We start from the raw sequence: 25,821 nt of genomic DNA on the forward strand, positions 1-25,821 counted from the left end.
TCCTCGATCTTCACGAGCCGCGCGGCCTCGGCCTCCCGGCGCTCGCGGTTCTCCTCGATGATCTCCTCGGGGGCGCGGGCGACGAAATCGGCGTTGCCGAGCTTGGCGTCGATCTTCTTAATCTCGCCCTGGGCCTTGCCCTGCTCCTTCTTCAGGCGCGCGACCTCTGCGGCGAGGTCGACGACGCCTTCGAGCGGCAAAGCCGCGACGCTGCCGCGCACGAGGAGCTGTACCGAGTTCTTCGGCGGCGTCTCGGCGAAGGTGATCTCCGAAAGCCGGGCGAGGCGCAGCAGCGTGTCCCGCCAGGCTTCGACCCGGGTGCGGACCTCCGAAGACGTCCCGACCATCACCAGGGGGATCTGCGCTGCGGCGGGGACGCTGGTCTCGGAGCGGGCCGAGCGGATCTGGCTGACGAGATCGACCACGAAGCCGACCTCGGCCTCGGCGCCGGCATCCGCAAGCCCGGCGAGATCCGGCCAGGCGGCCATCGCCAGGAGGCCGCGCTCGGGGAGCGCCGCGCCCTTGATCGCCCACAGCTCCTCCGTGAGGAACGGCATGAATGGATGCAGCAGCTTGGCGACCTGGTCGACCAGGAACGCCACCGTCGCCTGGGTCTCGGCGCGGACCGCCGGATCGACGCCTTCGCCCTGGAGCACGGGCTTGGCGAGTTCGAGGTACCAATCGCAGAAGATGTTCCAGACGAAGCGGTAGGCGGCTGCCGCCGCGTCGTTGAACCGATAGGCTTCGAGGGCGGCCGTCACCTCGTCCACGGCCCGGGCCGCTTCGGTCAGCGCCCAGCGGTTGATCGCCCCGGTGATCGCCCGCGGGTCGTAGGCGGGATCCAGCTGGCAGCCGTTCAGCTCGGCGAAGCGGGCGGCGTTCCAGAGCTTGGTCGCGAAGTTGCGGTAGCCCTGGACCCGGTCGGTCGACAGCTTGATGTCCCGGCCCTGGACGGCCAGCGCGCACAGGGTGAAGCGCAAGGGGTCGGCCCCGACCTGCTCGATCAGTTCCAGGGGATCGACGACGTTGCCCTTCGACTTCGACATCTTGGCGCCGGAGGCGTCGCGCACCAGCGTGTGCAGGTAGACCGTGTCGAACGGTGCCCGGTCGGTGAGGTGCAGGCCCATCATCATCATCCGGGCGACCCAGAAGAAGATGATGTCCTTGCCGGTCACCAGGGTGTTGGTCGGGTAGTAGCGGGTGAGTTCCGGGGTCGAATCCGGCCAGCCCAGGGTCGAGAACGGCCAGAGCGCGGAGGAGAACCACGTATCGAGGACATCCTCGTCGCGGGTCAGCGCCACGGGGTGGCCGTGCTTCGCCTCGGCCTGGGCCAGGGCCTCGGCCTCGCTCTCGGCCACGAAGATCCCGCCCTCGGCATCGTACCAGACCGGGATCTGGTGGCCCCACCAGAGCTGACGCGAGATGCACCAGGGCTCGATGTTGGTGAGCCACTGGAAGAAGGTCTTCTCGTAGGTCTCGGGGACGAACTTCGTCTGACCGTCGCGCACCGCCTGGAGCGCGCGCTCGGCGAGCGGCTTGACGTTCACGTACCACTGGTCGGTGAGATAGGGCTCGATCACCACGCCCGAGCGGTCGCCGTGCGGGACCGCATGGGTGTTCGGCTCGATGGCGCGCAGGCGCCCGCGGGCCTCCATCAGGGCGACGACCTGCTTGCGCGCCAGCGCCCGGTCGAGGCCGTGAAGCGCCAGGGCCTCGGGCTCGGGGTTCGCGTCGGCGAGGAAGGCGGCGTTGCCGTCGAGCAGCATCCGGCCCTCGGGATCGAGGATGTTGATGACGCCGAGCCCTTGCCGCTGACCGACCTCGAAATCGTTGAAGTCGTGGGCGGGCGTGATCTTGACCGCGCCGGTGCCCTTCTCGGGATCCGAATAGGCGTCGGCGACGATAGGGATCAGGCGGCCGACCAGCGGCAGGCGGACCTTCTTGCCGACGAGGCCCGTGTAGCGCGCGTCCTCGGGATGGACCGCGATACCGGTATCGCCCAGCATGGTCTCGGGCCGGGTGGTGGCGACGGTGATGAGCTCGCCGGTCTCGGCCCCGGTCTCATCGACCACCGGGTAGTCGAAGTGCCAGAGATGGCCCTTCACCTCGATCTGCTGGACCTCGATGTCCGAGATCGCGGTCTGGAACCGGGGATCCCAGTTCACCAGCCGCTTGTCGCGGTAGATCAGGCCCTGGCGGTGCAGGTCCACGAAGGTCTTGAGCACGGCGCGGCTCAGGCCCTCGTCCATGGTGAAGCGCTCCCGTGACCAGTCGCAGGAGGCGCCGAGGCGCTTCAGCTGGTTGACGATGGCGCCGCCGGATTCCGCTTTCCAGGCCCAGACCTTCTCCAGAAAGGCCGCGCGGCCGATCTCCCGGCGGCCCGGCTCCTGGCGCTCCATCATCCGGCGCTCGACCACCATCTGGGTGGCGATGCCGGCGTGATCCGTGCCGGGCTGCCACAGCACGTCCTTGCCGCGCATCCGCTCGAACCGGCACAGCACGTCCTGGAGCGTGTTGTTGAGGGCGTGGCCCATATGCAGCGAGCCCGTCACGTTCGGCGGCGGGATCACGATGCAGTAGGGCGGGGCGCCGGCGCGCTCGGGCCGGCCGGCGCGGAACGCGTCCGCCTCCGCCCAGGCGGCGGAGATCCGCGCCTCGACGGAGGCGGGCTCGAAGGTCTTGTCCATCATCGCGGTTATGGGCCGAACGTTTGTCCAACGGAGTTGGACCCGCTTTCGACCGTCGGGCCGCGTCCGTCAACACGCGTCCGGCATCGGGCAGACCCGATACCGGAGAAGCCGCTGCTCAGCGGCCGCGCGAGACCCGCTCGATCTCGGCGCGCACCAGCCGCTCGACCACGGCCGGCAGGTTGTCGTCGAGCCAGGACTTGAGCATCGGCCGGAGCATTTCCTTGACGAGATCCTCCAGGGTGCGGGCGTTCTGGGTCAGCACCGTATGGGCCAGCAGGTTGAAGGCGCCGTTGACGCTGGCGTCGGTGGCCGGGGAGACCAGTGCCTCGGCCGCGGGCTCCGGCCGCGGAGCCTCAAAGACCGGCTGCTGCGGCGGCGGTGCGCTCGGGCGGGCCGGCGGCTCCGGTTCGGGCTCCGGCTCGGCGAACGCCTCGTCCTCGAAATCGATCGCGTCGAAATCGAGGGGGGCCGGCGTCGGCTCCGGCGGCGGCACGGCGCGGGGCCGCATCACCGGCTCGGCGACCTCGGCGAGGTCGAGCACGTCGTCGGGCTCGGGCACCGAGGCGACCTCGGCGGGCTTGGCCGCCTGGTCGTCCGCGATGATCCGCCTGATCGAGGCGAGGATCTCTTCCATCGAAGGCTCGGACGCCTTCTCGGCAGCCTTATCCGGGAATTTCGAGTCCGGGATCTTGGGGCTCGCTGCACTCATCAACAGGCGCGCTCGGGCATGGGATGTTCGGAAGATGACCCGATCGGGCCGCTCGTCAAACAGTATTCCATGCCAATTCGTCGCGGCAAGCGCGCCTGCACCACACTCCCCGTCGAAAAGACCTCAGCGCCCGTCCGGGGTGCGCAGGCCGAACCACAGATCCTTGACTTGGTCGTAATGGATCTTGGCGCTGTAGTACTCCACCGGCAGCGCGGTGAAGCGGGCGGTGAGCTGCCCGATCGACTGGACGACGCCGTAGGAGAAGATCACCCGGTCGCGCTGGGCCAGGATCAGGTTCACCCGCGAGTTCAGCAATTCCTGCTGGGCGTTCAGCACGTCCAGGGTCGTGCGCTGGCCGACCCGGGCCTCCTCGCGCACGCCGTTCAGGGCCACCTCGTTGGCCTGGACCTGAGCCTGGGCGGCAATGACCTGCGCCTTGGCAGCCTCCAGCCGGCCCCAGAAATCGACGATCTGCGCCCGGACTTGGTCGCGGACCTGATCGACTTGGATGCGGGTCTGGCCGACCGTCTCCTTGGCCTGCCGGATTCCGGCGTAGGTCTGGCCGCCCTCGTAGATCGGGATGTTGAGCCGGCCGCCGACGAACCCGACGAAGAAGCTCGTGTTCGGGCCGTTCTGATCGTAGAGCTGACTGAGCGACCCCTGCAGGCTGAGCTGCGGCGCCAGCTGGCCCTCGAGGATCTTGACCTGCGCTTCCGCGGCATCGACGGCGTGGATCGCCGAGACGATCTGCGGATGCTCACGCAGGCCGATGGCGATGGCCGCATCGAGGCTGACGGGGACGTAACGGTCCAGCGGCCGGCCCGGCGCGAGCTGGCGCGGCTCGACGCCGATGTTTTGGCGATAGATGCCGATGCTGGTGCGCAGGGTCGATTCCGCCGCGCTGACCTGGGAGCGGGCGCCGGCGAGGCGCGCCTCCGCCTGGGCCACGTCGGTGCGGGTCACCTCGCCGACGTTGAAGCGGTCGCGGGTCTGCCGCAGCTGCTCCTCGAGAACCTCGACGTTGTTCCGGTTGAGCTCCAGCGTCGCGGTGTTGCTGAGCACGTTCATATACGCCTGGACGGCGTTGTAGAGGACCGTCAGCTCAGTGAAGCGCAGGGTCTCGCGCTGGCTGTAGACGGTCGACTCGGCGCGCCGGACGGTGTTGTCGGTCTGGAACCCGTTGAAGATCGTCTGCGTGACGTTCAGGCTGGCGCTGCTCGGAAGGTAGGTGGTGCGGGTCGTCCTGTTCGACGTCAGGACCTGCGAGGTCACGTCGGTCGTCGTCCCGATGCTGCTGGCCGACTGGCCGCTGGCGCCGGATGTCAGACCCGATGCCGAACTGGTGCTGCCGATCCCAGTGGTCGCAGACGCGCCGGAGCTGACGCCCGTCGTGGTTCCGAGCGCGGAGCCACCGGTAGCCGCCGCCCCGGTCGTTCCCCCGAGTGAGGTCCCGCCGGCCGATGCGCCGGTGCTCGCCGCCGATGTCCCCGCGCCGGACGACGTTCCCCCGACGGACGTTATCGCGCTGCCGCTGCGGGTCTGGAGGTACTGCACGCCGATCGAGGCCGCGACATTGACCTGCGGACGGTACCCGGCCTGCGCGATGGCGACGTTCTCGTCGATGGCGCGGACGCCGGCACGGCCGGCATTCAGGGTCGGATTGCCCTGGTAGGCTTTGGCAAGAGCGCTTTCCAATGTCTCCGCAATGGAGGGATTTATCGCAAAGATCGCGAGTCCGGACGCAATTCCGATCACTCGGAACGCGGGGCAACTCGCTGGTGGACGTATTGTCACGATAACAAGCCCTTGCGGTCACTTAACGGTCCGGATGTCCGCCACGAAAACGGCCAAGGTACGGCGTTACGCAGGGATCCGATCAAGCCCGCCCCACCGTCACGCTTAGCGCAAATCCGCCGGTTTGGCTCGGGCTTGACCGGTGCTCGCGTCGAAATCTGGCGCGTTGGGGCATTAAGGTGACACATGCGTGAGCCCCTTCGCGGGGGTTCGCCAAAGCAAATTCGTCCATGATTTGAGGTGGATACCGAAAGGACGCCACTCCGGGTCGGCTCGACGCGGCCGGATAGACGTCTCCCGGCGTTTCGCGTCGCTCGGGCCTGGGGAAGAGGTCGAGGACGGGAGATAGCAGTCGAGCCGGTCTTAATAGCGGTCTTCCACCGTACTTCCCGCCCCGGGGTCGAGCGGCGCGGCCTCATCGAGGGCGGGTTCCGGCTCGCGCTGGCGCCGCGCCGGGCGCGGTTGGGCCACGGAGCCCGTCAGGACCGGCGATGGTTTGGCCTTGAGCGCGGCGCTCGGGGGGGCCGCCTTCCCGGCCGGCCCGGGCGCGCCCTGGGGACCGCGCGGTCCCGGCGCCCCCGCGGGGCCGGCGCTGCCGACCGGACCCGCGGGCCCCGCCGGGCCGCGCTCGCCGTGTGCACCGACGGCTCCCTCGGCTCCCGGAGGACCGGGCGGTCCCATCGCGCCGGGCGGTCCGGGTTCTCCCCGGGTGCCGGCCTCGCCGCGCGGGCCAGGCGGTCCGACGAGGCTCGGACCCTGCTGACCGCAATCACCCACAACGATGCTGCGCGCGTGTTTGGGGGTCCGCAGCGTCGCGATGCAGGTCGCTGGGTGATAGACGACGTGAAACTCGAAATAACCTCGGCCGTCGGTCCGCTGCGAGAACTTGTCGTCGAGGGTGATGTCGGTATCCGGCTCGCCGGCATTACCGAGGACCCACAGGTCACCGGCTGTAATTTTCGCGGCCTCTATACGCATGTCGGCTTTCGCGGGGGTGATGCAGAAAATCGCGCCCGCGAATATTTGCAAACCTATGCGTTTCTGCCGCGATAGACACATGGCGGGCCCCGAGATTTTCATATCGGCAAGATGCCACTCATTTTTGGATTCGCAACAACGCGTGAAAATTTTGGTGTGAAAAGCGACGCTTTAGGCGGTTCATCACCCGAATGCGGTATTCGCATGACTCGAATGGGCAATAGGGCTGCTGCGAAGCCGATGTCATGATCCGAGGGCGGGATCGAGACGGGTGTCGTCGGCCCAAAGGTGCCGTTTCGATCGGCCTCCGTCGCCGAGCTCGTCCGGTGATTCTGGACGGGCGGGCCGCAGCGGCTTCGCAGGGGGCCGAATTTTTCGATGCAACGGTTTCGGGATGCTGTTCGTTTGGGTCTCGGCAGTGCGGTTGACGCACGGAGCGACCCGCCGCAGCCCATCGGCGTGTCCCATGAGGTTCGCTGCTCGCGCCTGTGCAGTGCACAATCGAACGGCGCATAAGGTGTTGGTATGGCCGTTGTTTCGGCCGGACTGCGCCAAAAATTCAGTAGCAACTACTGAACGTGAGGTTTGCGCGACAATCTTGCGCAAGGCGGATTAATTTCCGACCGAACTGCAGTTTTTTACCAAACTAACCTGTTTATGAGCTCCAAATAAAATTCTGGCGGCTTGTCAGCCTTATCATCGCCCGCTATAAGCCCGGTAGTAACTAAACATTAACCACCCGCCATTGGCCTCAACCGAGGAGCTGAGACCATGCAGGGTCATGCCGAGTCCCGCACATCCACGGGCGCTTCTGCGCCGCACCATAGGGTTGAGATGTCCGATGTGGCCGATCAGATTGCGGGTCAAGTGAGCGAGGCGGCCGAGGCGGTCGTGGAGGCGGTGTTGCCGGAGACGCCGTTCGTGGCCCGGGGCTTGAGGCTGGACTGGGCGGCCAAGCGCGGGCTCGACATCGGGGTGGCCGCCACCGCGCTGTTCCTGCTGCTGCCGCTGATGCTGGTGATCGCCGCCCTGGTCTGGGCCGGCGACCGCAAGGCGCCGATCTTCCGCCACACCCGGCTCGGCCGCGACGGGCAGAGCTTCGGCTGCCTGAAGTTCCGCTCCATGGTCACGAACGGCGAGGCGGTGCTCGCCGCTCACCTCGCCGCCAGCCCCCGCGCCCGGGCCGAGTGGGCCGCCACCCACAAGCTCAGCGACGATCCGCGCATCACCGCCATCGGCCAGGTGCTGCGCAAGACCTCGCTCGACGAGCTGCCCCAGCTCTGGAACGTCCTGCGCGGCGAGATGAGCTTGGTTGGGCCGCGCCCGATCGTCCAGGCCGAGGTCGCCCGCTACGGCCGGGCGTTCTCCACCTGCTTCGCGGTGCCGCCGGGCGTCACCGGCCTGTGGCAGGTCTCGGGCCGCTCGGACACCACTTACGCCGAGCGCGTGGCGCTCGACCTGGACTATGCCAGCCGCTGGAGCCTGCGCCGGGACCTCGCGATCATGCTGCGCACCGTCCCGGCGGTGCTGGCCCAGCGCGGCAGCAAGTAGCGGCTTCGGCCGCGGCGCGATCGCAGAACGTCGCCTGCGGACGACCACCGGACCGTCCGGGCTTGACCGGGATCGGTCCGGCGCCGGGTCCGGAGCGGGGACGGGATCGCTGACGGGATCGTCATGAAGGGTCTGTTGCTGAACGCGCTGCTCGGGGTGGGTCTGGGGCGGTTCGGCTCGGTCTGGGGCCTGCCGGTGTTCCTGCCGGTTGTGGCGGCCGAGCTCGCCTACGGGGTCCAGATCCATCACCTCAGCCTCGGGGGCGGTCTGCGGCGCGGGGTGGCGCTGCTGATCTGCGGCCAGCTCGGTTTTTTGCTCGGCGCGCTGTTGCGGCCGCTGCCGGGCGAGGGGTGACGGCTCGGACAGGCGTGGGCCGTCCGGCTGGTAAACGATTTGCGAACCGACAGGGCCGCGGCCGGGTTTGCGGCGTGAGGGGGTTCAGTTTTGGACGAGAACGATCCGCACTGGGACGCCGACCCGCTCTGGTACGACCGGGCGGAGCCGGACGTGGCGCCGAGCCTCGTTCTGGAGGGGCTGGCGTATCTGGTGCTTCTGCTGCTGGCCGGGATGGCGTGCGGGGTACGGGTGTACCGGCTCCCGGACGCGCTGTGGTGCCGGGCCGCGGCCTGGCTCACCCGGTGGACCGCGGGACCGCGACGGTCTTGAGCCGGCTGAAGGCGATAGGCCAATAGGGCGTGTGCTTGAGGGGCGAGCCGCCGAGCCCCTTCTTCTGACACGTGGCTCGGCTCGGCGATCGTCGCGGAACCCGTGCGGGAGGCCATGGCTTCTCGGTACAGACAGAAGGCTGGGCCGATGCAGACATTACCGCGCGAGACCGGACCGGCCGGACGGGACCGGAGCCTCGGCCAGCGCCTCTTCGCGCGCTACGGCTCGACCGCGATCCTGAGCGTGGTGCTGCTCGTGGTGGTCGGCTGGATCGGAATCCTAGGCTGGGTGGTGACGCGGCTGTTCGGCTGAGTCCAGCTCGACGCGATACGGCCGGGCGCCCTCATCGGGCATCATCGGAGCGTCGCGGCACAGCCGCCAGAACTCGACCAAACCGGCCGCATAGGCGGTGAGGATCACGGCAGCCCAGTGCATGATCGTGTCCTCTCAAGCGCCATCGGTGCACCTTCGTGCACGCGAAAGCTTGACGTTTCCTCACCGGGCTCATGAAGCGACCCGGTTTAGGCAATATAGTGGCATATTGCCGGCGCTACACTAGGCGATATGCATTTATTTTGCGCAATCGGGCATTATGGCTGAACTAAACAGGCCAATCATGGAGTCGATCGGCGTCTTCCGAGGTTAATGGCGAATCGCCGGCGCTTCGTTCGCCTATCCGGAGGACCCGCTAGGGTCATGGAGGTGCGCTCCGGCCCTGCGGGCGCGAGCCACTTCCATGGCGTCACCATCCGACAAAGGCCCGAGATCGACCACCACGATCTCCGGTGGCACGCCCAGTCGTAAGGGCCGACCCGCCACGAAATGCGAGCCGAGGCCCGCCGACACGATCAGGTCCCGCCCCGCCTCGGCGATGTGGCCGTAGGCGTAGCGCAGGCCGTAGCGCGACGGGATCCACGGCGACCAGCCCAGGATCCGCACTTGGCCGCCATGCGTATGGCCGGACAGGGTCAGCGCGATCCGCGGGTCGAGCCCGGTGGCGAACAGATCCGGCTCGTGCGCGAGCAGGATCGCGGCTCCCGCTGCGGGGACATCCCGGAGCGCCCGCGCGAGGATTTCCGACCTCTGCCGGTCGAGGCGCTCTGGATTTAAATCGCGGCCCGGCGTCGCCTCGCTCTCGAGGCCGACCAGCCAGAGCGGCGCGGGGACATCGAGACGCACGGCCGAATTTTCGACGAACGCGATGCCGGCCGTCCGTAAGGCCCGCTCGGCGCGGGTCGGGCCGTGGCCGCGCCGGAGCGCCGCGCGATCATCTCCCCAATCGTGATTGCCCTGGATGGCGTACACCCCCTTCGGGGCCTGCAATCCGCGCAGGAGATTTGCCACCGTCTCGAACGGGACGGCGCCCCGGCTCTGAGAGCCGTAATCCCCCAGCAGGACCGTGACATCGGGAGCGAGCGCGTTGGTGCGCGCCACGACATCGGCGATCGCGCCTTCACCCATGCAGCGGGGATGGGCGTGGACATCCGTGAGCACGGCGATCCGCATCGTCAGGCCGGGCGGCCATTGGGGCGGGCATAGCCGGTAATGCGCCACCTGCACCCGATGGGGCTCGAACGCCGTCGCGTAGCCGGCGCTCGCGAGAGTTCCGGCAGCCGCGCAGGCGGCCGCCAAGGTCGGTCGGGACAGGAGCGTGCGGCGGGTCAGCATCGGCGGACGGCTCGGCTCGGATCGAAGCCTGCGTAGCACGGCCCGGCTTCTTGTCCGGCATCGCGGCTATGGAGGTCGACACCGGCGGCGTGCGGGCGGACCGTCGATCAGGCGGCGTTCGTGCGACGGCCGCGATAGGATTGATACAAAGGGCCGGCCCGGCGTGGCAGTTATCGCGGCCGCCGATCCCAGCACAGAGCCACAACTCGCACGCAGAGATGGGGCGAGGGGATACGCGCAAGAGCTCTCGCGCGCGTGAGCGAATCGCGATGTCATCCGACTGGTGACATTGCTTAGGTTCAAGGTTGCCGCCATCGGATCACGACAGGGAAGAAGACTGCGACTATGCGTGCTTGTTCTGTCTTTTGTCAGAAACGAAACGCCCGAAGGTGCCCGTAGAACGCCATGTTCGGCAGATGTAGTCGACCGGAGGGCAGATTTTTGGTATTCGGGCTACAGGCAGGCGACCTCGATCCGGGCGGGATGCATCAATCCCCGCCATCGTCCCGATCGAAATTTTAAATTCGCCGTTAAATAAGTATTGATCCGAGAAAAATAGCATGTCATGAGGCGATCAGTTCGCGGGCAGGCGTATCTTTGCTGCCCAGGATTGAATTCATGCACGCCGACTTTTCCATCGAGCCGCCCGCCTGCGGGTCGGTCCTCGACCGTCGTACCATCGCCCTGGCGAATGCCCGGTGGTTTCGCGCGATGGCGTGGCGCGCCCTGCGCGATGGTGCCCCGAAGGGCGCATTGCGCGCCGCCAATGCGCGCGCGGCCGCCCGCATCGTGCTGCGCCAGGCGAGACGCGACGCACTGGTCAATCGGCTGGTGACCGACGCCCTGGCGATGAGTGACTGATCCGCAGCCGCATTGCGGGCCTCTCGGCTGCGGTGGTCAGACCGCAGCGCGATGGCCGGCTTTCACATCCGTCGGCAGGGCATGCCTGGCCGGGACATCGTCCGGCCCGCAGCCGCATGCTGGCAGGCAGCACATCAGACCGTTGAATTTCAGTCCTTGCATGAGCGACACAGGCTGCGCGCCCAGGTTATGCGGACGACCGCCGCCCGAGCATTGCCGATGCTGGAAGATCTGACTTGATCTCGGGTCTTGTCGAGACACTGCACGCCCTGTGAAAAGACCCACTGATTCGCATCGATAGAAGTATCGACGCTATCGAAGTGCTCGCGATCGAACAAAATATCTTATCCGTTAACGAACGGCGCGCCGATTGCGGCACGGGACACGCGTCGTTAACGCTCAATGAATTCCACCGCAGAAAACCGGAACGGATCAACGCGTCCCTCGTAGATGCCCCGAGGTGTGACGAAGGTTGTGCCGCCAGGAGTCAGCGATGGACGACGATCTCGAAGCGCGGCCTCTCGATGTCAGGCATCTGACAGCCAATATCGTGGCCGCCTATGTTTCCAATAATCATGTTCAAGTCTCGGACTTGCCAAAACTTCTGGCGAGCGTGCACGCTGCTGTGGCGGCAGCCGCACAGGGACATGGTTCGACGCCTGCGGTTGCGGAGAGCCCGGTCGAGAAACCCTCCGCCGCCGAGATCCGGCGCTCGGTCGGCCGCGATGCCTTGATCAGTTTCGAGGACGGCAAACCCTACAAGACCTTGAAACGGCATCTCACCGGCCGCGGCCTCACGCCGGAGCGTTATCGCGAGAAGTGGGGGCTGCCGCGGGACTATCCGATGGTCGCGCCGGATTATGCCGACCGGCGATCCGCCCTGGCGAAGGCGATCGGCCTCGGGCGGCCGAGCGGGGCGGCTTCAGTCGAGGACGAGCCGGGTCGTGCGGAGCCCAAGGTCCAACGCCGGAAGAAGTCGGCCTGATCTGGGCTTCGGAGCCATGCCGTGGCTCCCCTCGGCTCGGCTGTCATCCCGCACGAAGCGACGCGATCCAGGGCGGCGCGCGACGATCGCCCAGCGATCATCGGGGGCTCGCGACACGTCGTTCGGCAGAGGCATGAAACCGTGGGGTGTTCATAGCGGAACGCCTCACGGTGGATTCGCGCGTGATTGTGTCGCTGACTCAGACCGCTGGCATCCCCGGAATTGCGATCGGCGACACCGAACTGGTATTCACCCGCGCGATGCCGAACGAAAAATCGATGCCGCCGGCACGCACCATCATCTGTCGATCCTGCGGCGAGACGATCCGCGCGGGCACGACCTATTGCGTCGCCTGCGCGACCCGTCAGGCCGATAGCGACGCCGCCACCTTCGATCGCTGGCTCGCCATCCTGTTCAGTGGTGCGGGCATCGTCGTCCTGGTGCTGGCCGCCTATATCGCAGCCCGATACCTCAACATCCTCGCGTGATCTCTTGCGAGCCGACGCATCGGCGCTGGTGGCGCCCTTCGTTCGGCACGGCGCACGCGCATCCTTCGCCTTAAGAACAGGTCTCCTCCGCCCGCGGCTGCGCCGAAATATGTACGTCGCGGCCCGATAGAGCCGAGCTATGCCGAGTCCTACCCTGTCGGGGAATGTTGGGGTTTGAGGATGGCTCAGCGATCGGTTCTGGTCTTGGCGCTCTGCCTCGCGTCATCGGCCGCGTGGGCCGCCGGCGATATCGCCGTGGACATGGCGATGATCTCCAACGGCGATCTCAGGGTCTTCGGCACTCTGGCGCCGCCGCGCGCGGCCAGCGTCGTGCTGGACGACAAGTTCGACACGCAGGCGGACCAGGACGGACGTTTCGCGTTCCGGATCCCCTATCACCCGGAAACTTGCGTGGTGACATTGAAATCCGAGGCGATCAGCCGGCAGGCCGTCGTCGGCTATTGCGCCCGGCCGGCGCCCGTGAAGCAGGCGGCGGCTGCGCCGTCGCGCCCGGCCCCCGTGATGCTGGCGGCGAACACGCCCAAGGGCGAGGTCGGCCCGCGCGGCCCGCAAGGGGCCGCCGGGCAGCAAGGTCCGGAAGGGCCGCAAGGCGAGCGTGGCGCGAAGGGCGATCCCGGCCCGGCCGGTCCCCCTGGGCCGCCAGGCCCCGCCGGCGCGAAAGGCCCAGCCGGCGAACGCGGCGAGCGCGGCCCGGCGGGACCGGCCGGCCCCGAGGGCAAGCCGGCGGCCGCTGCCATCGCCCTGCGGGTCCAGGTCGAGGACTGTGCGGCGGGCAGCCGGTGTGTCGCCACCTGCGCGTCCGAGGAGTTTGCAGTGAACGGCACCTGCAGCGGCGGTGAGCGTCCAGCCATGGACGAGAGCAGCATCTATTGCTTCGCTCTGGGTTCGGCACCGACCGCCATGAAGGCCCGGGCGATCTGCGCGCGTCGTTGACGCGGATGTCGCATTGCAGAGCGGAGCTTCGATAAGCTGAACCAGGATGATTTGTCGCATCCACGGCCTTGTCACGACATGAGGATTTTGCTGCCGACGATCTCCGACGACTGGACCGGGCAAGCTGGGACGCTGGCCGAAGCCTCGGACTATTAACGTTGGAAGCGATCTACAGCGGCGGCAGCACCGTGGAGCAGGTGCGGTAGACCTGCGGACGGCGGGCTACTGGGTGCTGGCCTTTTATGCTGATGATCCGGCGGGTCTGATCGACCGCTAGGCGCCCAACCTTGACGCCGCACAGCGACAGACGCTGGCACGGAACAACGAGGACGGGTCGGATGCGGACCAACACGGTGTGGTACGCAAGTGGCTAAAGGTTCAGGCCGCCTGGGTTTGCGCGAGCTTGGGGGTCATGCTGGACGAAGGCACGTTCGGCTGCGCGGTCAAGCAGATTGGCCTCCGTAAGCTGACCTTCCGCCTTCGCCGCCGCGAGCAGAATCTGGCGGAGTTTCCCGAGTTCAGAGACCCCCCCCGCCACCATGAGTGCAATTAAAACTTCTGCGCTGCGTGCCTGTACGCATCCGGATATTTCTTCGACAAAATCACGATCAGAACTTTTAGTGCGTCAGGTGCGATAACAGGTTCTACGATTGGATCGCCGCCTGCTGCGTCGACATCATTGACTTGTGCTGCCAAATCTAAAATCGCTCCATCAATCAAATTTATAGCATTGTGTTCCGCAGTTTGCGCGTGCGGGACTCTCTACTACGATTGACGCCGATTGCTATAAATCACGGTTAATGATGCCCATAATGCCAGTTGTCCTGATAAGTTGGTCTGAGCACTTCGTTCGAAAAATGTTGTTCGCAAAACGATGATTCCGTAAGCCCGAAGTGGGCATCTGGGCGCTCGCCGACTGATTTCATGCTGGCAACGAGCATATTCCACTGGACTGCTTGAGCGATTGGAGCGTGAATAGTCGTGTCACGAAGCAGCCGGCTGCTGTGACTCGAAACGCACTTCCCGCGAGCGGGCAAAGGCATCCGAACGATCGCGTTACCCCGCAAGCCCATTGGGCGTGTGCGGGGCCAAGGCAGTGGCGGGGCTAGTCCCGTCACAAGCCCGAGGCGCGCTATGCAAGCCCCCTTATTCATTCAGATTATCCTTTTCTTCGCCGCCCATGTCGGACATCCGGCGCCGCTCCCGTGCCCTGGCTCGACGGCGAGCCTGCCCGTCGCATCGTTTGCCGCCCCGCGGACGTGAGTGCGAGCATGTCGAACCGCAGCATCTCCTGGGCCGCCGCTCTGCGCGACTTGAAATCCGATCGCACCGTCCGTTCGGCGGTTCGCGAAGAACGTCTGCGCACCAGCGCGGGGCTGCGCGGCGTGTGCTTCATCGCGATGAGCGCGTGGCGCGGAACTTCGAGCCGGCGCTATGTCGTCGTGATCCAGCCGCTTGAGACCGTCGATTTGGTCTCTGACGATCCCGCGGTCGTCCTCGCCGTTTTCCGTGATGCCCAAGGGCAGGCTTCGATCGTTGCTGCTCGGGCCTGCGACGCAGGGGATCCTGGTTTTCTCGGCTGGCTGGCCGCCTGCGCGACGCTTGGAGCGTGTGAACTGCACGCCTACCGTTTGGCCGGAACCCGGGTTGAACGCGCCGCTATCGCGGCCGACCTCGGCGGGCCGGCTTTATCTGCGACCATAGGGGTGGCGTGATGCCCCGGCGCGAGTTTAGCAAGGCGGTGCTCCGTGCAGCCATCGCCCGCGCGGAGGGGCGATGCGAGGGCGTACTCGCGGACAGCGGCCGTTGTCCTTGTGCCTTGCAGGTCGGGCGCTTCCACTACGATCACATCGTCCCGGCGGCGTTGGCCGATGATGCTTCCCTCGAGAACTGCCAGGTACTGTGCCGGCCATGTCATGCCGCCAAGACGGTGATGGATGTCGGCGTGATCGCGCGGGTGCGCCGGATGCGCGATCGGCACCTGGGCATCGCCGACCCGAACCGGCGTCCATTGCCCGGCAGTAAATCCAGCCCGTTCAAGCGCCTGATTGGCGGCGGCGTCATCCGCCGGGATACGGGCGAGCGATTGGACAAGTGATCTCGCTAGTGCACTGATTCAGATGGATGGTTCAGGGGCTCAGTTGAGAGCGTCGAAGATGGCGGCGGCCGGTTTGGTCCAGACGGAAGGCGCAGGGGCTCTGGTTGTGCTCGGCGATGTAGCGTTTGATCGCGGCCTGCAGGTCGACGATGCCGGCGAAGGTCCCGCGTTGCAGGCGGCAGCGCGTGGGGGCGGAGAAGAAACCCTCGACAACGTCGACCCATGAGGCCGAGGTCCGGTTGAAGTGGAAGGTCCATCGCGGATGGCGGAGGAGTTAGGCGCGGACCTTTGGTGCCTGTGAGCGGCGTCGTTGTCCAGGATCACGTGGACGAGCTTGCCCGCCGGCACGGCAGCTTCGATGGCGATTAGGAAGCGGATGAACTCGCCATGGCGATGGCGCTGCATGTAGCGACCGAGCACGGTGCCCTCTAAAACGTTGAGGACCGCGAACAGGGTCGTGGTGCCATGGCGGGTGTAGTCGTGGATCTGGGCTGCGGGATGTCCAAGTCCGAGGGCCGGTCGGGGCAGGTTCGTTCCAGGGCCGGGATCTGGCTCTCCTCATCCTGGGCTTGTCGAAGGATCGTCACTGGAGAGCATGATGGCTGGGGGGGCGGGTCTAAACTAACACCCACCACACGGGCCCCCATCGAACAGGTTCGATGGGGGCCCGTCCTCGACCTTCTCGACCAAGGCCGGGTCGTGCAAGCGCTTGAAGGTGCGGACCCGATGCGGTTGCAGGCCGTGTGCCTGCCAGATCCGGCGAACGAAGAGGAGCGAGATCCCGATCCGCGCGGCGACGGCGTGCCCGGTCCAATGGGTCACCGCGTCGGGCGGCTCCGAACAGGTCAGCGCGAGCACCTCCGCCACCGTCCGTGTGGGATGATAGGCCGGATGCCGGGCGGGACGGGTCTTGTCGCACAGGAGGCCCTCGATGCCGTCCTCACCGTAGCGGTGCTGACATCGCCAGAGTGTGGGCCGACTGACGCCGGCCCGACAGGCCAGGTCCTGCACGTTCAAACGCTCCGCCGAGAGCAGAACGATCCCGGCCCGTAGGATTTGCTTGAGGGGGCGGGATCGATCCTCGGCGATCGCGGTGAACTGTGAACGGGCGGCGGCGTCGAGGAGCACGCAGACGGTCTGGGCCATACCCCAGACTCACACAAGTAACGTGCAACGTGAATCCTCAGTCCGCGTCAGTGCACTAAGTGGCACTACCAAGCGTCAGCCGGACGGGGCGGCGCGCGGCCGGCATGCTTTCTATCCAACTGGCTGTGCGACGGGCGGGTTGACCTTGGGCGGCGACGGCCTTACTCAATGAGCATTCCTACTTTCAATGGACTGTGAGGCATTCGCTCAGTTGCTACCGCAGCGGTGAGCTGAGGCGGTCTTCTCACATCGACATGGCCTCCCGCGCAGCGGGAGGCTCAGGCAGTCAGGCTCCGCCCGCACCGTGCGCGAGAACTGGCAGATCTGAAACCGACTTCCTCCTGCTTCGGATCGCTCCGGAGCCAGATGAAGCTCGTGTTCTGTCTGCCGATCGTCTCGTCCGTCGCGGAGCCAGATTTCCTTATGTCCGTCTCAATCCCAACCCGTGTTCGCCAGCGCAGCTTGGCTACATCCCCTGCTTCAGTATCGCGCGTCAGCGCGACCACGGGGGCGAGCGTGTTACCGCGTGACATCAGCATCACGCATCAGCCGATCGGCGACATCCAGCCGCTCGACCGGCCGGTGCGCAGGCGTGGCAAAGGACAAGTCGAACGCCTCGCCAGCAACATTGAGCGGTTCGGGTGCTGCGTGGCGATTCTCGTCACCGCATCTGGGGGCATTATCGACGGTCACGCGATCTACGAGGCCTGTCGGCGGCTCGAGTACGCGACCGTGCCCACGATCGTCATCGACCATCTCACCGGCGACGAAGTCAGGGCTCTTCGCCTTTCACTCAATCGGATCGCCGAGAACAGTACCTGGGACCCCGAAGCCCTCGCGTGCGAGTTCGCTCACCTGCTCGCGGTCGAGCCTGACCTCGTCGCGTTCACTGGGTTCGATTTGCCGGAGATCGATCTCGCGCTGACGTCGTCCTGCATCGACGGCACAGACCCAGCCGACGCCCTTCCACAGGTGCCGGTATCCGCGGTCTCGCGCCTTGGAGATATCTGGGACTTCGCCGGTGGTCACCGGCTGCTGTGCGGAAATGCTCGTGCTGGTGAAAGCTACGCCGCCGTGCTCGCCGGCCAGGGCGTCCAGAAGGTCGCGACGGATCCGCCTTATGGATGTTACATTCGCGATTACGTCAGTGGCAGGCACGGAGAGTTCGTCGAGGGCTCCGGCATGGGCGAGGCCGAGGCCACCGTGTTCTTCGAGAGCTTCCTCGGTGCGATGGTCCCGCATCTCGAAGACGGTGCGATCGTCGAGATGTTCATCGACGCACGCGGGATGCTCCCACTGTTGACTGCCGCGCGGGGCACAGGTCTGACCCAACTCACGACCTGCGTCTGGGACAAAGGCGTGGGTGGAATGGGCTCGCTTTATCGGCAGCAAACTGAATTCGTGCTGGTGATGAAACACGGGCGGGGTCGGCATATCAACAACATCGCGTTGGGCCGGCACGGGCGCAACCGCACCACGATCTGGTCAGCGCCCGGGCTGAACGGGTTCGGGCGCGGGCGGGAGGAGGCGTTGGCCCTGCACCCGACCGTGAAACCGGTCGGGCTGATCGCAGACGCAATGCTCGATACCTCGCACCGCGGCGGCCTGATTCTCGACCCGTTCTGCGGCTCGGGCACGACCCTGCTTGCAGCCCACCGCACCGGCCGGATCGGGTACGGGATCGAGCTCGACCCGGTCTACGTCGACGTCGCTGTCCGGCGGATGGAAGCCCTGACGGGGGCGCTCGCGCGCCATGCAGACACGGGACTCACCTTCGCGGAACAGGCTGAACGGCGGTCGTATGAGACATCGGCCTTGCCACCGGCCGCGGCCGACGCGTGAGGAGGTCGCGATGTCCGATGAGCCGATCGAGTCGAACGACAATGTTGTCGCGCGAGAGGACGATCTCGCGCCGCAAAGGTCCTGTGCGGACGGTGGAGGTGTTGGGCGGGCTCGGAGCACCCGTGCCGGTGGAGGCCGCTTTTCGCGCGGACAGTCCGGTAACCCGAGGGGGCGGCCCCGCAAGCAGCCTGAGCCCTTCGTCGCGATGATGAAGCGCGTCTTGAACGAGACGGTCCAGCTCAATCGCGATGGAAAGCGGGTGGAGATGTCGTGTGGCGAGGCGGTGTTTCGCTCGATGTGCCACAAGGCGATGTCGGACCCACGCATCGGCAAGGAGGTCTTCAAGCTAGTCGCGGTCCATGAGTCGGTAGCCGTTGCCGGCGAGACCGACGCAGACCCGGCGCAAAGTGAAGCTGTGTATCAGAATCACTACGCCCGGATGCGGCGTCAGATCCTCGCCGAACGCTCACCGGAGGGTGGAGACAACTCGGCTGCGAGCGACAACGACAATCCGGGGCCCGGGTGCGATCCGGAGCATACGCCGTGATCATGACCGCGGAGATGATGTCGGTCGCGCTACGCACCACCTTGGCCACCTTCGTCGAGCAAGCCTTCGCGACGCTCGAGCCGGGAACAGCGTTCGCGCCGAATTGGCACTACGACCATCTGTGCTGGGCGCTCGAGCGGGTGCTGTGCGGCGACCTACGCCGGTTGATCATCAACGTACCGCCGCGCTCGGGTAAGTCGATCATCGCCAGCGTCGCATTCCCGATGTTCGCGCTGGGTCACGACCCGAGTCGACGCGTCATCTGCATCTCGCACACCGAGGATCTCGCCAGAAAGTTCAGCCTCGATCGACGCTTGCTGGCGCAGAGCCCATGGTTCGGCTCTGCGTTCCCGAGGTTCCGGCTGACGGGCCCGCGACCCCGCGATCTTGAACTGACAACGACGCGGCGCGGCTCGATATTCGCCGCCGGGATGGGCGGGGCGGTGCTCGGGCGCGGCGCTGACCTCATCGTGATCGACGATCCGATCAAAGCGGTAGATGCGCTTTCAAAGGCTGAGCGTCGGCGGGTCAACGAAGCGTTCGACAACACATTGCTCACACGCTTGAACGACAAGCAGCTCGGCGCGATTGTCATCGTGATGCAGCGGCTGCATGTCGATGACCTCGTCGGCCATGTGCTGGAGCGGGACGACTGGGAGGTGGTATCACTGCCCGCGATCGCCACAGAGGATACCCAACATCGCCTAAGTGACGTCCCCGGGGACGTGTACCGGCGCCGGGTTGGAGACTTGCTGCACTGCGAGCGTGAGCCGATGGCGGTGTTGGAGCAAATGCGGCGCGCCCAGGGCTCGCTGACCTTCCAAGCACAGTACCAGCAGGACCCGGCGCCTGTTGGTGGCAACGTGATCCAGCGCTCGTGGCTGCGCAGCTACGACGTACGCCCGAGCCGCTTCGATCGGATCGTGGCCACCTGGGATACCGCCTCGACCCTGTCCGAGACGAGCGATTGGTCCGTGGGCACGGTCTGGGGTGCGGTCGGGTTGGACTACTACCTGCTCGACGTGGTCAGAGGACGATGGGAATCTTGGGAGTTGCGCCAGAGAATCGTCGCGTTGAGCGAGCGCTGGCGGGTTGATACGACTTTGATCGAGAAGACCCAGCTCGGTTACGCGCTGCTACAAGACCTGCGTAGAACCAAGACATTGGTGCCGATCCTGGTGGAGCCCCGTTACGACAAGGAGGCGCGGGTGCTGGCGCAAGCAGCCCGGTTTGAGTCAGGTCAGGTGTATCTCCCGACCGATTCGCCGTGGCTTGGTGAGTACGTCGGCGAATTGCTGGCCTTTCCGAATGGACGCCACGACGATCAGGTGGATGCCACCACGTATGCGCTCCATTACCTGACCGGGAGCCAACCTCGGGTCGAACCAAGGGTTAGGCGGACCCGCGAAAGCATTCGTGGAAGGCGGCTGAATCATCAATCCAATTCTCCAACAGAGCCTGTTGTTGGTAGCCCAGATAATGCTCCGAAACAGCCGCGCATCATCGCGGTCCCAGCCACTTGGAAGCATGGCGACGTAATTTTATGACCTTACAGGAAAAACTGCGATGAAAAACGATGTACTTTAGGAGGGATCAGGCCGGATACCCACGTGTACTATCCGGTCGACGGCCCGGCACCACAGCCGGTCGGGCAGCCGGTACACCCGCACCCCGCACGCCATCCCGGCCAGCAGCAGCAGCACCAGATACGCCAGCCCCTCCAGCACGAGGCTCGGCGCCGCCTCCGGCTCCGCCCGGTCGTACCAAAGCAGGTCGAAGTCCCAGTGTGGATCGTTCTCGTCCAAGACTGAACTTCCTCGCGCCCTAAACCCGGCCACGGCCCTGTCGGTTCGCAAATCGTTTACCAGCTGGATCCGTCAGGGAGCGCGCTCCCCGCCTCACCCCTCGCCCGACAGCGGCCGCAGCAGCGCGCCGAGCAAAAAACCGAGCTGGCCGCAGATCAGCAGCGCCACCCCGCGCCGCAGCCCGCCACTGAGGCTGAGGTGATGGATCTGGACCCCGTAGGCGAGCTCGGCCGCCACCACCGGCAGGAACACCGGCAGGCCCCAGACCGAGCCGAACCGCCCCAGACCCACCCCGAGCAGCGCGTTCAGCAGCAGACCCTTCATGACGATCCCGTCCCCGCTCCGGACCGGGCGCCGGACCGATCTCGGTCAAGCCCGGACGGTCCGGCGCTCGTCCGCGGGCGACGTTCTGCAGTCGCGCCGCGGCCGAAGCCGCTACTTGCTGCCGCGTTGGGCCAGCACCGCCGGGACGGTGCGCAGCATGATCGAGAGGTCCCGGCGCAGGCTCCAGCGGCTGGCATAGTCCAGGTCCAGCGCCACGCGCTCGGCATAGGTGGTGTCCGAGCGGCCCGAGACCTGCCATAGCCCGGTGACGCCCGGCGGCACCGCGAAGCAGGTGGAGAACGCTCGGCCGTAGCGGGCGACCTCGGCCTGGACGATCGGGCGCGGCCCGACCAGGCTCATCTCGCCGCGTAGGACGTTCCAGAGCTGGGGCAGCTCGTCCAGCGAGGTCTTGCGCAGCACCTGGCCGATGGCGGTGATGCGCGGATCATGGCTGAGCTTGTGGGTTGCGGCCCACTCGGCCCGGGCGCGCGGGCTGGCGGCGAGGTGGGCGGCGAGCACCGCCTCCCCGTTCAGGACCATGGAGCGGAACTTCAGGCAGCCGAAGCTGCGCCCGTCGCGGCCGAGCCTCGTGTGGCGGAAGATCGGCGCCTTGCGGTCCCCGGCCCAGACCAGGGCGGCGATCACCAGCATCAGCGGCAACAGCAGGAACAGGGCGGTGGCTGCGACCCCGATGTCGAGCCCGCGCTTGGCCGCCCAGTCGAGCCTCAAGCCCCGGGCCACGAACGGCGTCTCCAGCAACACCGCCTCCACGACAGCCTCGGCCGCCTCGCTCACTTGACCCGCAATCTGATCGGCCACATCGGACATCTCAACCCTATGGTGCGGCGCGGGGGCGAGGTGAGAGAGGGGTGGGCCGGCCTCGCGCAACATGGGCTCGTTTCCTAAAGGCTGATGACGAGAGGATAGTTAACAAATTCTTAATATCTATTTGTAACGGATTATTGATGCTGGTACAAGCTGGTCTATATGGAGGATCGCAGTCTAATATTTGTTGTTCTCATTCGGCTATGCAATGTAGCTGAGGGGATTAAGATGGTAATTGGCGCGTGGGAAGAAGGCACGGCGCTGTTGAGGGGGCAATGTTGGAATGCGTCTGTATAGGTCCGATATAAACATGTGTGGCTAGAGGGCGCTTTTTCTTTTGGTGCGGTGCACGCAAGAAAGAAATAACGCGACCGTTTACCGCCTCTTGCCGGCACAGACCTCGCCTTCGGCTGACGCTTGGCTTGCAAGGCGGTTCGGGAGCCGGCGCGGGCTTCACATCGGTCGCATCGGTGCAAACTACGCATGCCGTGTTGGGGTGTCGGCTCGATCGGCGTCGGTGAGATCTACTCTTCGTGAGGCGCTCGCTGTCTCACGGTCGAAGCCGCGCGATCGGGCGCCCTCGGTCGGAGCCTAGCGGCGATCAGAGGAATCCGCTCACCGATGGGCGGCGAAGACGGATCGATTCCCTCGGCTTAGAGCGTTGCCGATCATCGAGCCGTGTGACGGCTCCGTATAAGCGCTCAAACCGGTGTGATCCGGCGAGTTTGGGAGAGATTAAGATGGCGGTACTGGTAACGGGTGGGGCGGGGTATATCGGCAGCCACATGGTGCTGGCGCTGCTGGATGCGGGCCACGACGAGATCGTCGTGCTCGACGATCTCTCCGCCGGCTTCGACTGGGCCGTGCCAGAGGGCGTTAAGCTCGTCGTCGGCGACGTCGCCGACCAGGCGCTGGTCACCCAGACCATCCTGCAACACCGCATCGACGCACTCGCCCACTTCGCCGCTCGCATCGTAGTGCCGGATTCGGTCGCCGACCCGCTCGGCTACTATCTCGCCAACACCGTCAAGACCCGCGCCCTGATCGAGGCCGCCACCCGCGCGGGCGTGCGCAACGTGATCTTCTCCTCCACGGCGGCCGTCTACGGCGAGCCCGAGGTGGTGCCGGTGCCCGAGGACCTGCCGCTCAACCCGATCAACCCCTACGGCCGCTCCAAGCTGATGAGCGAGTGGATGATCGCCGACGCCGCGGCAGCCCACGGCTTCTCGTACGTGGTGCTGCGCTACTTCAACGTCGCGGGCGCCGATCCGGCCGGGCGCTCGGGCCAGTCTACCCCGAACGCGACGCACCTGATCAAGGTCGCGACCCAGGCGGCGCTAGGCCGGCGCGAGCGCCTCGACGTCTACGGCACGGACTACCCGACCCCGGACGGCTCGTGCCTGCGCGACTACATCCAGGTCTCGGACCTCGCCGAAGCGCACCGGGTGGCGCTCGACCATCTACGCGGGGGCGGCGAGAGCCTGACGCTGAATTGCGGCTACGGCCGGGGCTACTCGGTCCTGGAGGTGATCGAGGTGGTCAAGCGGATCTCGGGGCGGGACTTTGAGGTCCGCCTGTGCCCGCGCCGGGCCGGGGATCCGGCGCGGATCGTGGCGGAGGCGGGTCGGATCCGGTCGCAATTGGGCTGGCAGCCGCGCCACGACGACCTCGACGCCATCGTCGCCCAAGCCCTCACCTGGGAGGACAAACTCAGTACGCGCAATCGGGTCTGAGCGGCGCTAAAGCGTGCTAATACAAGCCTCAAGCCATAAATTCCGACCGAGGTTGCCTGAATGCGAGTTGCGATTATTCATTATTGGCTTGTGGGCATGCGAGGCGGTGAAAAGGTTGTTGAAGCCCTCTGCAAGATGTACCCGGAGGCCGACATTTTCACCCATGCCTATGCGCCAGATTCGATATCGCCGATCATAAAGGCCCACCGCATCCAGACGTCGTTCATCGGCCGGCTTCCGTTCTCCGCGACGCGCTACAAATCCTACCTGCCGCTGATGCCGATGGCCCTAGAACAGCTCGACCTGCGCGGTTACGATCTGGTGATCAGCAGCGAATCCGGGCCGGCCAAGGGCATTATCCCGCCCTCGAACGCGACCCATATCTGCTATTGCCATTCCCCGATGCGCTACGTCTGGAACATGTTCCACGACTACCGCGAGCGGACAGGGTTTCTAAATCGGCTTCTGATGCCACCTGCTGCGCATTACATCCGGAACTGGGACGCCATCTCGGCGAGCCGGGTCCACGAGTTCGTGGCGAATTCGGCGACTGTAGCGCGACGGATTGAGACCTATTATCGGCGCAGCGCCACTGTCATTTATCCCCCAGTCGACACCGACGCGTTCGGCGCCGTTCCTGAGCAGGAACGCGGCGATTACCACCTAATGGTCGGCGAGTTGGTCCGGTACAAACGCCCGGAGTTGGCCATTCAAGCGTTTAATCGCTTGCAGAAGCGCCTAATCGTGATAGGCGGCGGCGAGATGCTGCGCGAGTTGCGGAGCCTGGCCGGCCCGCACATCACGATGCTCGGCCCGCAACCCTTCGCGGTGCTGAAGCATCATTATGCCCGGTGCCAAGCTCTGATCTTCCCCGGCGAGGAGGATTTCGGGATCGTGCCCGTGGAGGCTATGGCAAGCGGACGGCCGGTGATCGCGTACGGAAAGGGCGGCGCGACGGAGACCATTCAGGAGGGGTTGACCGGGACCTTCTTCAACGAACAATCGGTAGACGCCTTGATCGCCGCGATCGCGCGTTGCAAAGCGATCGCGACGCAGCCCGACACTCTCATCGAACGGGCCTCAGAGTTCGGTGTCGAGCGCTTCTCTAGGGCCATGGGTCGGTTCATCGACGGCGTCCTCGCACGAGGTTATCAGGGTCACCGCCCACTACTAGCTGGTGGACAGCTCGACCTTTTGAATTGAGTTTGAATTCATCGTCTCGTTGCAAACCCATTCCATACATTGGTGCGAAAGATTGATTTCGATGTCTCAGCCTGTTGGTACTGTCTACCCCATGATCCTGTGCGGTGGCACGGGCACACGCCTGTGGCCGGCGTCGCGGGAGAGCATGCCCAAGCAGTTCGCCCGGCTGGTGGATGCGAAAACCTCGACCTTCCAGGCCAGCCTGGAGCGCGTCGCCGACGCGTCCGTGTTCGCCAAGCCCACCGTGATCGCCTCGGCCGAGGCCCGGTTCATCGTCGCCGAGCAGTGCGGCCAGCTCGGCCTCGCCGCCGACATCGTGCTCGAACCGCAGGGCCGCGACAGCGCCGCCGCCGTGGCGGTGGCGGCGCTGCACGCCGCCGCGATCGACCCGCAGGCGGTGGTGCTGATCATGGCCGCCGACCACGTCGTGCCGGACATCCAGGCCTTCGTCGACGCCGTGAAGACCGCCGCCATCGGCGCGCGGGCCGGCTACACCATGACGCTCGGCATCGAGCCGACCCGCCCGGCCTCCGACTACGGCTACATCCGCCGGGGCGCCCCGATCCCCGAGGCACAGGGCGCCGCGCGGGTGGAAAAGTTCGTCGAGAAGCCGGATCGGCCCGGCGCCGAGGCGCTGATCACGGACGGGGCCTTGTGGAACTCGGGCTACTTCCTGTTCCGCGCCGACCTGATGCTGGCCGAGCTCGAAGCCTTCGTACCCGAGGTGCTCGACGCCGCCCGCGCCGCCCTCGATGCGGCCGTGACCGACCTCGACTTCGTGCGGCTCGACGGCGAGGCCTTCGCCCGGGCGCCGAAGATATCGATCGACTACGCGGTGATGGAGCGGACCGCACGGGCGGGGGTTCTGCCGGTGTCGTTCCCGTGGTCGGATGTCGGGACCTGGGACGCGGTCTGGCAGGTGCTGGACCACGATGCCGAGGGCAACGCGGTGCG

The 25,821-nt window shown here is 66.1% G+C and carries 24 protein-coding genes and 1 pseudogene; 17 read left to right on the forward strand and 8 right to left on the reverse strand.

All coding sequences use genetic code 11. From position 1 onward, the window contains the following. From BM228_RS29275 to BM228_RS29285, 3 genes are all read right to left on the reverse strand, one after another. On the reverse strand, positions 1-2,690 hold a 2,690-nt coding region (locus BM228_RS29275), incomplete at its 3' end, for a valine--tRNA ligase (protein ID WP_092046227.1). A 115-nt stretch (positions 2,691-2,805) separates the two neighbouring features. After that, positions 2,806-3,399 carry a PopZ family protein gene (locus BM228_RS29280; RefSeq protein ID WP_208612124.1) on the reverse strand — a complete coding sequence of 198 codons (594 nt, stop codon included), beginning with the start codon at positions 3,397-3,399 and terminating at the stop codon, positions 2,806-2,808. 123 nt (positions 3,400-3,522) lie between these two features. Continuing rightward, entirely contained in the window at positions 3,523-5,094 is a 1,572-nt protein-coding gene (locus tag BM228_RS29285) for a TolC family outer membrane protein (RefSeq protein ID WP_425285017.1), read from the reverse strand. Positions 5,095-6,036: 942 nt separating this feature from the next. Here BM228_RS29285 and BM228_RS35630 point away from each other — a divergent pair. The 5 genes from BM228_RS35630 (at position 6,037) to BM228_RS34920 (ending at position 8,700) form a co-directional block, all read left to right on the forward strand. Continuing rightward, positions 6,037-6,246, forward strand: coding sequence for a hypothetical protein (locus BM228_RS35630; RefSeq protein ID WP_244537372.1), 210 nt, complete (start codon positions 6,037-6,039; stop codon positions 6,244-6,246). A gap of 759 nt (positions 6,247-7,005) precedes the next feature. Continuing rightward, on the forward strand, positions 7,006-7,722 hold the full coding sequence (locus BM228_RS29295) for a sugar transferase (protein WP_092046231.1): 717 nt from the start codon (positions 7,006-7,008) through the stop codon (positions 7,720-7,722). Positions 7,723-7,845: 123 nt separating this feature from the next. Beyond that, positions 7,846-8,076 (forward strand): hypothetical protein, encoded by a 231-nt coding sequence (locus BM228_RS29300; protein ID WP_092046233.1) that lies wholly within the window; start codon positions 7,846-7,848, stop codon positions 8,074-8,076. 90 nt (positions 8,077-8,166) lie between these two features. Next, the gene (locus BM228_RS29305) at positions 8,167-8,388 is read left to right on the forward strand and encodes a hypothetical protein (RefSeq protein WP_092046234.1); all 222 of its coding nucleotides are present in this window, start codon (positions 8,167-8,169) and stop codon (positions 8,386-8,388) included. A 147-nt stretch (positions 8,389-8,535) separates the two neighbouring features. Further along, positions 8,536-8,700 carry a hypothetical protein gene (locus BM228_RS34920; protein WP_167367860.1) on the forward strand — a complete coding sequence of 55 codons (165 nt, stop codon included), beginning with the start codon at positions 8,536-8,538 and terminating at the stop codon, positions 8,698-8,700. A 360-nt stretch (positions 8,701-9,060) separates the two neighbouring features. Here BM228_RS34920 and BM228_RS29310 read toward each other — a convergent pair whose 3' ends face one another. Further along, positions 9,061-10,056 carry a metallophosphoesterase gene (locus tag BM228_RS29310; protein WP_092046236.1) on the reverse strand — a complete coding sequence of 332 codons (996 nt, stop codon included), beginning with the start codon at positions 10,054-10,056 and terminating at the stop codon, positions 9,061-9,063. Between the two features lie 618 nt (positions 10,057-10,674). Here BM228_RS29310 and BM228_RS29315 point away from each other — a divergent pair. The 6 genes from BM228_RS29315 (at position 10,675) to BM228_RS29345 (ending at position 15,442) form a co-directional block, all read left to right on the forward strand. Next, on the forward strand, positions 10,675-10,917 hold the full coding sequence (locus BM228_RS29315; protein WP_092046237.1) for a hypothetical protein: 243 nt from the start codon (positions 10,675-10,677) through the stop codon (positions 10,915-10,917). A gap of 493 nt (positions 10,918-11,410) precedes the next feature. Next, the gene (locus BM228_RS29320; protein WP_092046239.1) at positions 11,411-11,902 is read left to right on the forward strand and encodes a Ros/MucR family transcriptional regulator; all 492 of its coding nucleotides are present in this window, start codon (positions 11,411-11,413) and stop codon (positions 11,900-11,902) included. Between the two features lie 170 nt (positions 11,903-12,072). Continuing rightward, on the forward strand, positions 12,073-12,390 hold the full coding sequence (locus tag BM228_RS29325) for a TraR/DksA C4-type zinc finger protein (protein ID WP_139234249.1): 318 nt from the start codon (positions 12,073-12,075) through the stop codon (positions 12,388-12,390). Positions 12,391-12,570: 180 nt separating this feature from the next. Continuing rightward, complete coding sequence (locus BM228_RS29330) at positions 12,571-13,344, forward strand: collagen-like protein (protein WP_244537373.1); 774 nt, start codon at positions 12,571-12,573, stop codon at positions 13,342-13,344. Between the two features lie 1,271 nt (positions 13,345-14,615). Beyond that, a complete protein-coding gene (locus tag BM228_RS29340) occupies positions 14,616-15,059 on the forward strand; it encodes a hypothetical protein (protein WP_092046258.1) in 444 nt (147 codons plus the stop codon). Further along, positions 15,059-15,442, forward strand: coding sequence for an HNH endonuclease (locus tag BM228_RS29345; RefSeq protein ID WP_092046243.1), 384 nt, complete (start codon positions 15,059-15,061; stop codon positions 15,440-15,442). The genes BM228_RS29340 and BM228_RS29345 overlap by 1 nt, the downstream gene beginning before the upstream one ends. A gap of 39 nt (positions 15,443-15,481) precedes the next feature. Here BM228_RS29345 and BM228_RS29350 read toward each other — a convergent pair. Beyond that, positions 15,482-16,588, reverse strand: a pseudogene (locus BM228_RS29350) (IS630 family transposase). A 366-nt stretch (positions 16,589-16,954) separates the two neighbouring features. On the opposite strand from BM228_RS29350, the gene BM228_RS29355 reads away from it, so the two are divergent. The 3 genes from BM228_RS29355 to terL are packed head-to-tail and all read left to right on the forward strand — an operon-like array spanning position 16,955 to position 20,524. Further along, entirely contained in the window at positions 16,955-18,430 is a 1,476-nt protein-coding gene (locus BM228_RS29355) for a site-specific DNA-methyltransferase (protein WP_092046245.1), read from the forward strand. Between the two features lie 10 nt (positions 18,431-18,440). Then, a complete protein-coding gene (locus tag BM228_RS34175; protein ID WP_139234250.1) occupies positions 18,441-18,977 on the forward strand; it encodes a DUF5681 domain-containing protein in 537 nt (178 codons plus the stop codon). Positions 18,978-18,979: 2 nt separating this feature from the next. Continuing rightward, positions 18,980-20,524, forward strand: a complete 1,545-nt coding sequence (gene terL / locus BM228_RS29365) for a phage terminase large subunit (RefSeq protein ID WP_244537375.1) — start codon at positions 18,980-18,982, stop codon at positions 20,522-20,524. A 36-nt stretch (positions 20,525-20,560) separates the two neighbouring features. Here terL and BM228_RS29370 read toward each other — a convergent pair whose 3' ends face one another. The 3 genes from BM228_RS29370 to BM228_RS29380 all read right to left on the reverse strand — a co-directional run bounded on the left by BM228_RS29370 (position 20,561) and on the right by BM228_RS29380 (position 21,934). Further along, positions 20,561-20,782: a hypothetical protein gene (locus BM228_RS29370; RefSeq protein WP_092046249.1), complete on the reverse strand. Its 222-nt coding sequence runs from the start codon at positions 20,780-20,782 to the stop codon at positions 20,561-20,563. Positions 20,783-20,875: 93 nt separating this feature from the next. After that, positions 20,876-21,106, reverse strand: a complete 231-nt coding sequence (locus BM228_RS29375; protein ID WP_092046250.1) for a hypothetical protein — start codon at positions 21,104-21,106, stop codon at positions 20,876-20,878. A gap of 111 nt (positions 21,107-21,217) precedes the next feature. Next, positions 21,218-21,934 (reverse strand): sugar transferase, encoded by a 717-nt coding sequence (locus tag BM228_RS29380; protein ID WP_425285018.1) that lies wholly within the window; start codon positions 21,932-21,934, stop codon positions 21,218-21,220. A gap of 737 nt (positions 21,935-22,671) precedes the next feature. On the opposite strand from BM228_RS29380, the gene galE reads away from it, so the two are divergent. The 3 genes from galE to BM228_RS29395 form a co-directional block, all read left to right on the forward strand. Continuing rightward, complete coding sequence (gene galE, locus BM228_RS29385; RefSeq protein WP_092046253.1) at positions 22,672-23,664, forward strand: UDP-glucose 4-epimerase GalE; 993 nt, start codon at positions 22,672-22,674, stop codon at positions 23,662-23,664. 60 nt (positions 23,665-23,724) lie between these two features. Beyond that, the gene (locus BM228_RS29390) at positions 23,725-24,867 is read left to right on the forward strand and encodes a glycosyltransferase (protein WP_092046254.1); all 1,143 of its coding nucleotides are present in this window, start codon (positions 23,725-23,727) and stop codon (positions 24,865-24,867) included. Positions 24,868-24,928: 61 nt separating this feature from the next. After that, a partial coding sequence (locus tag BM228_RS29395) for a mannose-1-phosphate guanylyltransferase (RefSeq protein ID WP_244537374.1) occupies positions 24,929-25,821 on the forward strand: 893 nt, incomplete at its 3' end.

The sequence above is a fragment of the Methylobacterium pseudosasicola genome (assembly GCF_900114535.1).
GTDB lineage: Bacteria > Pseudomonadota > Alphaproteobacteria > Rhizobiales > Beijerinckiaceae > Methylobacterium > Methylobacterium pseudosasicola.

Bases quoted from the DNA above. Each gene is read 5' to 3' on its own strand.
- BM228_RS29280 (WP_208612124.1), bottom strand. From the start codon at position 3,399: ATGAGTGCAGCGAGCCCCAAGATCCCGGACTCGAAATTCCCGGATAAG.
- BM228_RS29295 (WP_092046231.1), top strand. From the start codon at position 7,006: ATGTCCGATGTGGCCGATCAGATTGCGGGTCAAGTGAGCGAGGCGGCC.
- BM228_RS29300 (WP_092046233.1), top strand. From the start codon at position 7,846: ATGAAGGGTCTGTTGCTGAACGCGCTGCTCGGGGTGGGTCTGGGGCGG.
- BM228_RS34920 (WP_167367860.1), top strand. From the start codon at position 8,536: ATGCAGACATTACCGCGCGAGACCGGACCGGCCGGACGGGACCGGAGC.
- BM228_RS29310 (WP_092046236.1), bottom strand. From the start codon at position 10,056: ATGCTGACCCGCCGCACGCTCCTGTCCCGACCGACCTTGGCGGCCGCC.
- BM228_RS29315 (WP_092046237.1), top strand. From the start codon at position 10,675: ATGCACGCCGACTTTTCCATCGAGCCGCCCGCCTGCGGGTCGGTCCTC.
- BM228_RS29320 (WP_092046239.1), top strand. From the start codon at position 11,411: ATGGACGACGATCTCGAAGCGCGGCCTCTCGATGTCAGGCATCTGACA.
- BM228_RS29330 (WP_244537373.1), top strand. From the start codon at position 12,571: ATGGCTCAGCGATCGGTTCTGGTCTTGGCGCTCTGCCTCGCGTCATCG.
- BM228_RS29340 (WP_092046258.1), top strand. From the start codon at position 14,616: ATGTCGAACCGCAGCATCTCCTGGGCCGCCGCTCTGCGCGACTTGAAA.
- BM228_RS29345 (WP_092046243.1), top strand. From the start codon at position 15,059: ATGCCCCGGCGCGAGTTTAGCAAGGCGGTGCTCCGTGCAGCCATCGCC.
- BM228_RS29355 (WP_092046245.1), top strand. From the start codon at position 16,955: ATGAAGCTCGTGTTCTGTCTGCCGATCGTCTCGTCCGTCGCGGAGCCA.
- BM228_RS34175 (WP_139234250.1), top strand. From the start codon at position 18,441: ATGTCCGATGAGCCGATCGAGTCGAACGACAATGTTGTCGCGCGAGAG.
- terL (WP_244537375.1), top strand. From the start codon at position 18,980: ATGACCGCGGAGATGATGTCGGTCGCGCTACGCACCACCTTGGCCACC.
- BM228_RS29375 (WP_092046250.1), bottom strand. From the start codon at position 21,106: ATGAAGGGTCTGCTGCTGAACGCGCTGCTCGGGGTGGGTCTGGGGCGG.
- BM228_RS29380 (WP_425285018.1), bottom strand. From the start codon at position 21,934: ATGTCCGATGTGGCCGATCAGATTGCGGGTCAAGTGAGCGAGGCGGCC.
- galE (WP_092046253.1), top strand. From the start codon at position 22,672: ATGGCGGTACTGGTAACGGGTGGGGCGGGGTATATCGGCAGCCACATG.
- BM228_RS29390 (WP_092046254.1), top strand. From the start codon at position 23,725: ATGCGAGTTGCGATTATTCATTATTGGCTTGTGGGCATGCGAGGCGGT.